This window comes from Porifericola rhodea (genome assembly GCF_030506305.1).
GTDB classification, from domain to species: Bacteria; Bacteroidota; Bacteroidia; order Cytophagales; family Cyclobacteriaceae; genus Catalinimonas; species Catalinimonas rhodea.
The window spans coordinates 1,457,045-1,469,253 of sequence record NZ_CP119421.1 but is presented as its reverse complement, the minus strand read 5'-3'; the positions used below and the strand labels follow the sequence as shown (position 1 = coordinate 1,469,253).

Annotated in this window: 5 protein-coding genes; all 5 read left to right on the top strand. The window is 40.1% G+C overall.

All coding sequences use genetic code 11. The features are described from left to right. Positions 1 to 372: 372 nt before the first annotated feature. The 5 genes from PZB74_RS05960 (at position 373) to PZB74_RS05940 (ending at position 12,142) form a co-directional block, all read left to right on the top strand. Positions 373 to 3,387, top strand: a complete 3,015-nt coding sequence (locus PZB74_RS05960) for a SusC/RagA family TonB-linked outer membrane protein (protein WP_302241451.1) — start codon at positions 373 to 375, stop codon at positions 3,385 to 3,387. Between the two features lie 20 nt (positions 3,388 to 3,407). Beyond that, positions 3,408 to 4,925 (top strand): RagB/SusD family nutrient uptake outer membrane protein, encoded by a 1,518-nt coding sequence (locus PZB74_RS05955; RefSeq protein WP_302241450.1) that lies wholly within the window; start codon positions 3,408 to 3,410, stop codon positions 4,923 to 4,925. A 159-nt stretch (positions 4,926 to 5,084) separates the two neighbouring features. Continuing rightward, complete coding sequence (locus PZB74_RS05950; protein ID WP_302241449.1) at positions 5,085 to 8,450, top strand: VCBS repeat-containing protein; 3,366 nt, start codon at positions 5,085 to 5,087, stop codon at positions 8,448 to 8,450. Beyond that, positions 8,395 to 11,775 (top strand): VCBS repeat-containing protein, encoded by a 3,381-nt coding sequence (locus tag PZB74_RS05945; protein WP_302241448.1) that lies wholly within the window; start codon positions 8,395 to 8,397, stop codon positions 11,773 to 11,775. The genes PZB74_RS05950 and PZB74_RS05945 overlap by 56 nt, the downstream gene beginning before the upstream one ends. Further along, positions 11,714 to 12,142, top strand: a complete 429-nt coding sequence (locus PZB74_RS05940; RefSeq protein WP_302241447.1) for a hypothetical protein — start codon at positions 11,714 to 11,716, stop codon at positions 12,140 to 12,142. The genes PZB74_RS05945 and PZB74_RS05940 overlap by 62 nt, the downstream gene beginning before the upstream one ends. Positions 12,143 to 12,209 lie beyond the last annotated feature (67 nt).

Genomic DNA, 12,209 nt, shown 5'->3' with positions numbered 1-12,209 from the left:
GTAATTTTTAGATAAAATATTACATAAAAATTATCCATCCTAGGTGTTTCTTATTAAGGGCCTGGTGGAGGTTTACTCATTATAAAAAAAATTATAAAGCCTTATTTTAGGTGGGTGTAACAAATAGTACGTATTGTGGGAAAATTTTTAATGAAAATTGCTTTACGCTATATATTATTTAAAAAGTAGACTTTCTTTTTGCAAAAGCTGTAAATTAAGACTATTTCAATGAGCCTGCAGAAAACTATTGTTCTCTCATTATTTATAGCTATTTTTGTCTAGTTTTTGATAAATTCGTATTAGTTTATTAAACACTTGTCCGGAAACTGAGTTAGCCGGATACATTTATTTACACAAGTTAATTAACAGCTTATGAGAATTTTTACACAGCTTAGGTATGCCCTAACGCTGCTCGGTGTACTCTGCGTCGCCAGCGTTACGTATGCGCAGACCACAGTTTCCGGTAGAGTAACAGCTCCTGAAGAGGGAGGATTACCGGGAGTAAATGTACTGGTAAAAGGCACCTCTACCGGTACAGTAACTGACATGGATGGTAACTATCGTTTAACTGTACCTGAAGGCAACGATGTGCTCGTTTTTTCATCTATTGGTTATATAAGTGAAGAGGTTACAATAGCAGGCCGATCTACAATAGATATTGAGCTTGCCCCAGACATTCAATCCCTTAGCGAAGTAGTAGTAATCGGTTATGGTACTCAAGAAAAAAGAGATGCTACCGGAGCTGTTTCTTCAGTGAAATCAGAAGATTTTAATGGTGGTGTAGTAGTGTCTCCTGAACAACTTATACAGGGACGTGCTGCTGGTGTACAAATCACTCAGGCAAGCGGAGAGCCTGGTGCAGGAGTGAATATTAGAATTCGTGGAACCTCTTCGGTAAGAAGTGGCAACAATCCTTTGTTCGTAGTAGATGGTGTTCCACTAGCAGGAGATAATATTAGCGGTGGGGGTGCAGACACAGGTTTTGGTACCTCCTCGGCAAGAAACCCGCTTAACTTTCTAAATCCTAACGATATAGAAAGTATAGATATCCTTAAAGATGCTTCTGCTACAGCTATTTATGGTTCACGCGGTGCTAACGGTGTTGTACTTATTACTACCAAAAAAGGTAAAGATGGAGAGGGAACGTTAAACTACTCCTACAACATAGGTGTAAGTAATATTAGTAAGAAGTATGACCTACTTAATGCAGACGAATTTGTAGAAGCATATGCTGACATTAACAATCTGTCTCCAGGGGACGATGCTTTAGCTACTCTTGATTTAGGTGCAGATACAGACTGGCAAGATGAAATTTTTAGAACAGCAGTAACGCATAACCATAACCTCTCATATAGTGGTGGCAATGAGATGGGACAGTATAGGCTTTCTTTAGGCTATACAGATCAGGAAGGTATCGTAGAGAGAAGTGGACTAAGAAGGCTGACGGCACGCTTTAACGGTTCTGGTAATTTTATCAACGACCGTCTAAATATTAGTACTCAAATTACAGTATCTGATATTCGCGATGATAATGTACCTATTTCAGATAATGCAGGTGCAACGGGAGACTTACTTGGAGCTGCTCTTAAGTTGAATCCTACTTATCCGGTTTATCAGGATGGAGAATTGTACCAAAGAAGCGTAACGGAACTAAATCCTGTAGCTTTTCTAGAGCTAAGTGATGACTTTACTAATACCCTGAGAGCATTAGGTAATGTAACCTTCGATTTTAAAATTACTGACGATCTTTCTTTTAATACTGTTTTAGGTGGAGATCGTTCTGCTTCTACCCGTAAGGCAGGATACTCTCCAGGTCTTGTTGTTCAAGGAATTGTAGGGCAGGGCCGTTCTGCCTTCGAAGATATTGTTAGCATTAACACTTTAATGGAGAACTACTTTTCATATAATAGAGAAGTCTCTAATAACTTAACTATTGATGCCGTTTTAGGGTACTCATATCAGAGGTTTCAAAGAGAAACAAAAACACTACAGGCAGCTGGCTTCAGAGTGAATGATTTAGATGTAATTATCAACAATCTGGCTGCTGTAGATCAAACTACTGGCAATGGAGGAATTGTAGGAAACACTTCTTATAGAGTTGATGAGCTACAATCGTATTTTGGAAGAGTTAACTTTGATATTGCAGACAAATATTTGATTACTGCTACTGTTAGAGCCGATGGTTCTACCAGATTTGGAGGAAACAACAAATATGGAGTATTTCCTTCCTTTGCGGGGGCGTGGAGACTTTCTGATGAGCTTTTTGTTCCTGAAGCGTTTAGTGATCTGAAACTTAGAGCCGGATATGGTATCACGGGTAATCAAGAGATTCCAAGTAACTTATATACAAACCGACAGCGCTACAGTGGAGAAGGGCTTAACGTTTCTCCTACCGGTGTAACAATCAATAATAGTAGCAGGTCAACAGTTGCTTTCCCTAACCCTGACCTTAAATGGGAGTCTACCTCTCAAATCAACGTAGGTTTAGATTGGGGATTTATTAATAATAGGCTAAGAGGATCAATTGATTATTACAAAAAGAATACTAATGATCTGTTATTTCAGGTATTTAGTGCTCAGCCAGCTCCTCAAGAATTTATTTGGAGGAATTTGGATGCAGACATTATTAATGAAGGGGTAGAGTTCACTGTAGACGCAGATATTGTAGACCAGAATAATTTCTCTTGGTCACTTTCTGCTAACGCATCGTTTAACGATAACCGTGTAGAAAACTTTGCTAGTTTGGTAAATACAGGAGCCATCAGCGGTCAGGGCTTATCAGGAGCTTTTGCACAACGTATAGCAGAAGGTCAGCCTCTTTTTGCTTACTATCTGAGACCATTCAGTGGGTTTGACGATGCTGGGCAAAGCATTTATCCAGAAGGTGATGTTCAGCAATTTGTGGGTAGAGCTCCATTGCCAAAAGCAACTACAGGCTTTACTAACAATTTTAAATACGGCAATTTTGACCTTAATATCTTCTTTGCAGGACAATTTGGTCAATATGTATATAATAACACTCAAAACGCTTATTTTACAGCTGGTGCGCTTGGTGGTGGAAATAATGTAACTAAAGATGTTATCGGAAACGGTGAGTCACGGGCTAATGCTCCTGAAGTATCTACTCGTTTTTTAGAAGATGCATCGTTCGTAAGGCTTCAAAACATGACATTAGGATATAATTTTAATGTTGACAATGTTGAATTCTTATCAGGAGTGAGAGCATATGTTACCGGACAGAATCTGTTTGTCATTACAGATTATAGTGGACAAGACCCTGAGGTAAATGTCAATAAGGCTTTAAATGATATACCATCTTTTGGTATAGACTACACCCCTTATCCTCAGGCAAGAACATTTTTGCTTGGCTTAAATGTTACATTTTAACTGATTAAAGAAGTTTAGATATGAGTTATAAATTATATTTTAAAAGCTTATCACTACTTGTAGCTATAACCTTTGCCTATACAGGTTGTACTGATCTTGAAGTTGAAGAGGTAGAGTCAATAGTAGCTGAATCAGAGTCAGGAGAGTTTTCAGGTGATGCTGAAGCTCTGTTAGAGTCTGCATATAACCAGCTGAGTTCATTTGCTGACCAAGCCAATGTATACTCTTTATATGTTCATACTTCAGACGAAATGATACCTCCTACCAGAGGTACAGACTGGGGAGATAATGGTGTATGGCGTTTGTTGCATTCACATAACTGGGATCCTACTCACCAATATGTACTCAATTCTTGGAACCAGCTAAACAGTAGAGTTTTTCTTACTAATCAGGTGTTAGCCTCTGATAACCCTGCTCCAAATGCTGAGCAGGCTGCCGCTGCGAAATTTTTGAGAGCATTTTATATGTGGCACGTTATGGACCTATATGGTCAGGTGCCTTTCAGAGAAGTTAATGAGGGTGCCGAGATAGACCCCAGAGTGTTGAGTAGAGAGGAAGCTTTTGATTTTATTGTCAATGATTTGGAAGAAGCTCTTCCCGACTTGCCTTCAACCGGACCTTCACCTATCAATGATAAGGCATCTAAAGCTTCCGTAAATGCATTGCTTGCAAGACTTTATCTTAACAAAGGAGTGTATATGGCAGATGTTAACGAAGAAGGAGCTTTAAACCCTACATTTGATCAGGCCGATATGGCAAAGGTTATTGAATATGCCGATGCTGTCGCGGCAGACGGATATGCTCTAGAGGATGATTATTACAACAATTTTTCTGTAAACGCAGAAAGTGAAATTATCTTCACCAACCCTGAAGGTGCAGGAGACCCACAAAATAGGTACTTTATGACCTTACACTACGATCAAAATCCTAGTGGATGGAATGGTTTTACTACCATAGCCGATTTCTATGCTAAGTTTGAAGACGGTGATGTCAGAAAAGGTATAGAAGCTACACCTGATGGGACTGACTTTTCTGGAATTGGTCGTGGTTTTCTTACCGGACAGCAATATAGCGACAGTGGAACTGTAATAACTAATAGCAGAAACAACAAGCCTTTAGCCTTTGAGGCCGATGTGCCCTTAATTGGAGCCGATACTGACGATGGTTATCGTGCCATCAAATATCACCCTGCTGATAAAGGTAGATATATACAGTTGCGATATGCGGATGTGTATTTAATGAAAGCAGAAGCTTTGTTTAGAAGTGGACAAACAGCAGAAGCACTAGAAATGGTGAATGAGCTAAGGGCTAAGAGAGGTGCAAGCCAGCTAAGTAGTTTAGACGAAGCTACGCTATTAGACGAAAGAGGGAGAGAATTATATTGGGAGGGTATCAGAAGAGTTGATCAAATAAGATTCGGAACTTTCGACGATACATGGCATGAAAAAACAGTTACTGAATCATTTAGAGTGCTTTACCCTATACCTCAGCAGGCTTTAGACTCTAACCCTAACCTGGTGCAAAACCCTGGTTACTAGAATTTTATCACTATAATGTCTTAATTGGAGCAGGTTGAATATTTCAACCTGCTCTATTGCTTTTCTACCCTTTGTATTCGGGAGATAATAATTTTGTACAAAGGAACTCCTGCTTCTCTATACCCCTTAAAATATACACACTCACACAATTATAGTATTATGAGATATACTATTTGGTTCATAGCTATACTCCTTATTAGCTGCACCGGAGCAAATGACGACCTGCCCTTTACTAAAATGGCAAGTAGCCATACAGGCATTTCATTTGAAAATGAGCTACAGCTTACCAAAGATTTTGATGTTTTTAGATACCGTAACTATTACAATGGCGGAGGTGTAGCCATAGGAGATGTTAACAATGATGGCTATGCTGATGTATATCTGACAGCCAATATGGAGGAGAATAAGCTTTTCCTCAATAAAGGAAACCAAGAAGGCAAAAGCTTTAAATTTGAAGATATAAGCAGTATTGCAAAGGTAGGGGGGAATAAGGTATGGTCTACTGGTGTAAGTATGGCAGATATAAACGGCGATGGCCTGCTAGATATTTATGTCTGTAACTCTGGCGACATTAGTGGAGGCAAGAGGGAGAACGAACTGTTTATCAATCAGGGGGCTAATGCAGAAGGTATTCCTGTATTTGAAGAGATGGCAGCTGATTATGGTCTTGACGACAAAGGCTTTAGTACACATGCCGTATTTTTTGACTATGATAAAGATGGTGATCTGGATGCATATGTTCTCAACAATTCTTTTCGTCCGGTATCTACTTTAGGTCTGGAGAACATAAGGCATGTGCGAGACAGCACAGGTGGGGATAAGCTTTACAGAAACGATAGCAACAAATTTACTGATGTAAGCACTGAAGCCGGTATTTATGGAAGTGTTATTGGGTTTGGTCTGGGAGTTACCATTTCTGACGTAGATCAGGATGGCTGGATGGACATATATGTGTCTAATGATTTTTTTGAAAGGGACTATTTATACATCAATCAGGGCGATGGTACTTTCAAAGATGAACTACCGCAGAGAATGGGCCATATCAGCCATTTTTCTATGGGAGCAGATGCCGCTGATTTAAATAATGATGGTTACCCAGAAATTTTCGTCACCGATATGCTTCCAGAGTCTGATGAAAGACTCAAAACCATGACGCATTATGAGTCTTACGATTTACATCAGACCAAACTAAACCATGGATATTACGAGCAGTATATGAGAAATACCATGCAGCTTAACACACAGCATGGTGCGTTTAAAGAGGTAGGTCAGTTTGCCGGTGTAGATGCTACAGATTGGAGTTGGGGTGCTTTGATCGCAGATTTTGATAATGATGCACATAAAGAAATATTCGTAAGTAATGGCGTTTTCAAGGATGTTACCAATCAAGACTTTATTGCTTACATTGGCAGTGATGAAGCCATACTGGAAGCTATGCGTAAAGAGTCTATTGATTTTCAGGAATTAGTAGATAGAATGCCCTCCAATAAGCTGAGCAACTACCTGTTTAAGCAGACTTCAGGTTTACAATTTGAAAATGTATCTGAGAAGTGGGGGCTGAACGAACCCTCATTTTCAAATGGTGCCGCTTATGGAGATCTGGACAATGATGGAGACCTGGATTTGATCGTCAACAACGTCAACCAGGAAGTTTTTGTTTACAGGAATAACAGCGAAAAACACTTCAACAATAACTATATTAAACTAAGCCTCAAAGGCCCAGATAAGAACACATTTGGAGTTGGGGCGCGTGTACATGCCTATACTACAGACCAACATATAATGCTAGAAAATATTCCTACCAAAGGTTTTCAGTCATCTATGGACTATGCTATGCTTATAGGAATGGACAGCCTCCAAATAATAGATAGCCTGATCATACAGTGGGGCTACGATGATAAGGTGCAAAAGCTATATAATGTACAGGCAAATCAACACCTGACCTTGAACATTCAAGACGCTCATAAAGAGGCTCAGCCTTATCAAAAGCAAGAACAACAGCTTTTTGAAAAAAAAGAAGACTTAATAAAAGAAGTATTTCAGCACAAGGAAGACTTGTTTGTAGATTTTGACTACCAACGTCTCATTTATCATATGTTATCTAAAGAAGGTCCTGCGCTGGCAGTTGGAGATATTAATGACGATGGCTTGGACGATTTTTTTGTAGGAGGCGCCGCTGGTCAGGCAGGAAGTATATATGTGCAAAATAAGTCGGGACAGTTTGAACTAAGCCAACAGCTCTCAATACAAGAAGATAGTGTATACGAAGATGTAGATGCTACTTTTTTTGATGCCAACAATGATGGAAATTTAGACTTATACGTGGTCAGTGGAGGTAATGCTTTTAGAGAAAATGCGCCGGAATATCAGGATCGCCTGTATATGTTAACAAAGAATAAGCAAGGTGAGCTGCAATATGTGCGGAGCACTACAGCTCTTCCCTTAGTCAGAGAAATGGGAGCCTGCGTAAAACCGGCAGATTATGATAATGATGGTGACCTGGACTTATTTATTGGTAATCGGGGCGTGCCATTAAAATACGGCCTGCCCGCAACTAGCCGAATTCTCAACAACGATGGACAAGGTAAATTTGAGGATGTTACCGCTACTGTTTCTCCCCGCCTAAATACAGTAGGTATGGTAACAGATGCTGAGTGGGTAGATTTTGATAATGATGATGATCTGGACCTGGCAATCGTAGGCGATTGGATGCCTCTTACTCTACTGAAAAATAATGGAGCCAATCTGGAAAGGTTAAACAACGTGCCCGGGCTTACACAAACTAACGGCTGGTGGAAAAGCATCCACGTCGCAGATATAAACAAAGATGGAGAACAGGACTTTGTATTGGGTAATTGGGGTACAAATACCATGTTTGAAGCTTCTAAAGAAAAACCTCTGGAGCTTTATATCAATGATTTTGATCAAAACGAAACCATAGACCATATCTATGCAACCTACAAAGGAGATAGTTTGTACCCTATGGCTCTTAGGCATGACCTTATAATGCAGCTTACTTATCTTAAAAAAGACTACCTCTACTATGAAGATTACGCGGGTAAAACGCTGCAGCAGGTGTTTTCGCCCGAACAGTTATCCTCATCCATTGTCAACAAAGTACATCACCTGAAGTCTAGCCTAGTGCTTAATAATGGTGATGGCTCATACACTATAGAAGAGCTACCTGATGAAGCCCAGTTTTCTCCAATATATGCGATAAGCGAAGTGGGTAAGCATGCCGGAAGTACCCAGTTGGTTATGGCTGGAAACTTTTCAGGAGTAAAACCAGAAGAGGGAAGGTATGATGCTAACACAGGATTGCTGCTGCATTTTCAGGAAGGCAAAGCTCTAACTGTCAATAATAGTGGATTTAATATAAAAGGCGAAGTACGAGATATGAAAACCCTAAGATCTATCAAGGGTAAAGTGCTTTTGCTTATTGCTAAGAATAACGATACACTGGAAATATATGAATATCAGGATAATACAGCCGATAAGTCTGTGCTTTCTTTATCTGCTCATTAGTTTTGGCTGTAGCCAAAGGCAGGATGCTGAACAGCTTTTTGAACTTCATCCTGCCTCATATACTGGAGTAGATTTTCAGAATACACTTACTGAAACGCCACAAATGAATATCTTCAGCTATCTCTACTTCTATAATGGAGGTGGTGTAGCTGCGGGAGACCTAAATGGAGATAACCTGCCAGATCTTTACTTTACCTCCAATCTGGAAAATAACAAGTTATATTTGAACCTGGGAGGCTTTAAGTTTAAAGACATTACCGAACAGGCCAAAGTAGAAGGTAAAGGAGGGTGGACTAGTGGGGTAACTATGGCTGATGTTAATGGAGATGGCAGGCTGGATATCTATGTGAGTCAGCTAGGTGACTACCAGAACATCAGAGGTAAAAATCAGCTTTACATCAATACTGGAAATAATGCAGAAGGTATCCCTGTTTTTGAAGAAAAAGCTCAGGAATATGGGCTAGACCTTAAAGGTTTTGCTACTCAGGCTGCTTTTTTTGACTACGATCTGGACGGTGACCTGGATATGTATATGCTGAACCATTCGGTACACTCAAATGGTACCTTCGCCAGGTCTAGTCTACGCTCAAAAACACATCCGCTGGCAGGTGACAAACTGTTAAGAAATGATGACGGAAAATTTATAGATGTAACGGAAAACAGTGGTATTTATAGTAGTGCTTTAGGATATGGGTTGGGTATCTCTACGGGCGATGTAAACTGGGATGGCTATCCAGACATTTATATCGGGAATGATTTTCATGAAAACGACTATCTGTACATCAACAACGGAGATGGTACCTTTACAGAAAGCTTGGAGCAATACCTCAGGCATACCAGCCGCTTTTCTATGGGTAACGATATTGGAGATTTTAACAATGATGGTTTACCCGACCTCGTTTCTCTGGATATGCTACCCTCAGATCCTGTAAAACTTAAGACCTCTGCCGGAGAAGATTCTTATGATGTTTACAATTACAAGCTGAAGTACGGCTACAATCATCAGTTTGCGCGCAATACGCTACAGCTAAATATGGGCAATGGTAAGTTTAGCGAGATTGGTCTTTTAGCCGGTATAAGTGCCACAGACTGGAGCTGGTCGGGGCTTATGGCCGACCTGGACCTGGATGGAAAGCGTGATTTATACATTGCTAACGGTATTAAAAGAAGATCAAACGATCTGGATTACATCAAATATATTTCAAATGATGCCCTGCAACATCGTTTGGAGGGGGACCTGACAAGCGAAGATATGGCACTGGTAGAGAAGATGCCTATTGTTAAGATTCCGAATGTGGTCTATAAAAATAAGGGAGACTTAACCTTTGAGAACGCATCGGAAAGCTGGGGACTCGGTCAGGAATCTTTCTCAAATGGTGCTGCGTATGCCGATCTGGACAATGATGGAGACCTGGATTTAATAACTAATAACATAGACCAGGACGCATTTATCTACGAAAACAAAACGATAAATAACAGCGCAAAGTCAGCCAAGGTACACTACCTTAAAATCAGGCTGGAAGGCAATACCGCCAATACTTTTGGCATTGGCACTAAAATTATCATTCCGCAAAAAAACCAAACCATTATTCAGGAACTGTATACTACTCGTGGCTATCAGTCATCAGTACCTACCGAGCTACTTATTGGCCTGGGAGAGACCACAGAGCTTGACTCATTAATTATCGTTTGGCCAGACTTAAAGTATCAAACCCTAACTAAGGTGGCCGTAGATACCACACTGAGCATACAACAATCCCATGCTGAAGGGAAGTACGAGTTTAAGAAATCAAAACACACTCTTTTTCAGCAATATGATGATAGTGTAGAGTATGTACACGAAGAGAATACATTTATAGAATTTAATAGAGAAGCCCTCATCCCTCATATGACCTCTACCGAAGGTCCTAAAATGGCAGTAGGTGATATTAATGGTGATCAGAAAGAAGACTTTTTTGTAGGTGGCGCAAAATGGCAGCCTGCAAAAGTGTTTGTACAGTCTACCAATGGGTTTAAGGAGCTTCCTCAAGCGGCGCTAGCTTCCGATAGTCTTTCAGAAGATGTGGGTGCAGAATTAATTGATGTAGACAATGATGGAGACCTGGACCTTGTGGTAGCAAGTGGGGGTAATGAGTTTCAGGGAGAAGAAGACGCATTGCTGGTCAGGCTCTACCTCAATGATGGTAAGGGTACCTTTAGCAGAAGCAGAAATAGCCTGCCCGAAATTTATCTGAATGCATCTGTAGTTAGAGGAGCAGATTATGATCAGGATGGTGACATAGATTTGTTTGTAGGAGGAAGGGTAGTGCCCCGAAAGTACGGGAAGATACCGCAAAGCTACCTCTTAGAAAATGATGGTACAGGTAAGTTTACCGATGTGAGTGAGAAGGTAGCTCCTGAAATTTCTGATGTGGGTATGGTTAAAGATGCTGTTTGGACAGACCTCAACGGAGATAATCAACCTGACTTAGTAATTGTAGGAGAATGGATGGCTCCGCAACTTTTTATCAGTCAATCAGCCAAGTTAGTAAAGCAGGAGGAGGCAACAACTAATGAGCAAAAGGGATGGTGGAATACGGTAGAAGCCAAAGATATAGATAATGATGGAGACCTAGATCTTATTTGTGGCAACCTAGGACTAAACTCTAAAATCAGAGCAAGTGAAGATGAGCCTGTTCGCCTGTATGTAAAAGATATAGACAACAATGGAAAAATAGAGCAGATTATGACCTATTACCTGGAAGGCAAAGAATATCTGTTCGCTACCAAAGATGAAATCAACTCACAGCTGACCGATATTAAAAATCGCTTTGTGAAGTATCACGATTTTGCGATGGCAGATCTGGATGAGATATTTCCCTCGCAAATGATGGAGGGGGCCGAGCAGTTAAGTGCCAGCGAATTTCGTTCAGGAGTTTTTGTAAATGAAGGGGAACTAAACTTTGTATTTAAACCCTTTCCTCTGGAGGCTCAGGTTTCTCCAGTACAGTCTATTTATACAGTAGATGTAAATGCTGATGGGCTGGAAGATCTACTACTTGGCGGCAACTTTTACGAAGTAAATATTGAACGAGGCCGCTATGATGCCAGCTATGGCACAGTGCTGATCAACAAAGGTGATCACACTTATCAATGCTTGCCAAACTATAAATCAGGTATATATATAGAAGGACAGATCAGAGATATACAGCCAATTGTAATAAATGGTGAAGTTGTTATCGCATACGTTAGAAATAATTCATCAATTGTATTTATTAAAAAGAATGAAGGTCAAGAACAGTCTACGCATCAAGAAAACATGGCTACAGTTTACAGTAACCGCTAGTTTGTTTTGGAGTTGTAAATCTGAGCCTGAATATCGCATCAGCTTTTGTAGTGATTTTGAGCAACAGGAGCAATGTGATCTGGAAAAAGAGCAGTTTCAGTTAGGGCAGAGAGTAGATGTAAAGTTTGAGTTTGGCTCTGCGTTTAAGAAGGAGCAAATTATTGGTAAAATTTGTAGAATAACGGAAAGAGATACCATTGTGCTGGGCGAAAAGATGTTTAAGATAGAGGGTAAAGAACAATTTATAATTCAGAATATCCCTTTTCAAGAGTTTGGTATGGAGGCTTTAGGCACATTCATGATTAGGTTTGAGGATGGAGAAGAAAAGCTATTAGCCAAAAGAGATTTAAGTATCACAAGCTCTTAGCCTTGTAAGAGTTAATGGTAAGTGATAAATACGCAGTGGAAACTAACTTGCCAAATAGTCCTGTTAT

Excerpts from the sequence above, each read along its gene's own strand:
- PZB74_RS05960 (WP_302241451.1), top strand. The coding sequence starts at position 373 with ATGAGAATTTTTACACAGCTTAGGTATGCCCTAACGCTGCTCGGTGTA.
- PZB74_RS05950 (WP_302241449.1), top strand. The coding sequence starts at position 5,085 with ATGAGATATACTATTTGGTTCATAGCTATACTCCTTATTAGCTGCACC.
- PZB74_RS05945 (WP_302241448.1), top strand. The coding sequence starts at position 8,395 with ATGAATATCAGGATAATACAGCCGATAAGTCTGTGCTTTCTTTATCTG.
- PZB74_RS05955 (WP_302241450.1), top strand. The coding sequence starts at position 3,408 with ATGAGTTATAAATTATATTTTAAAAGCTTATCACTACTTGTAGCTATA.
- PZB74_RS05940 (WP_302241447.1), top strand. The coding sequence starts at position 11,714 with ATGAAGGTCAAGAACAGTCTACGCATCAAGAAAACATGGCTACAGTTT.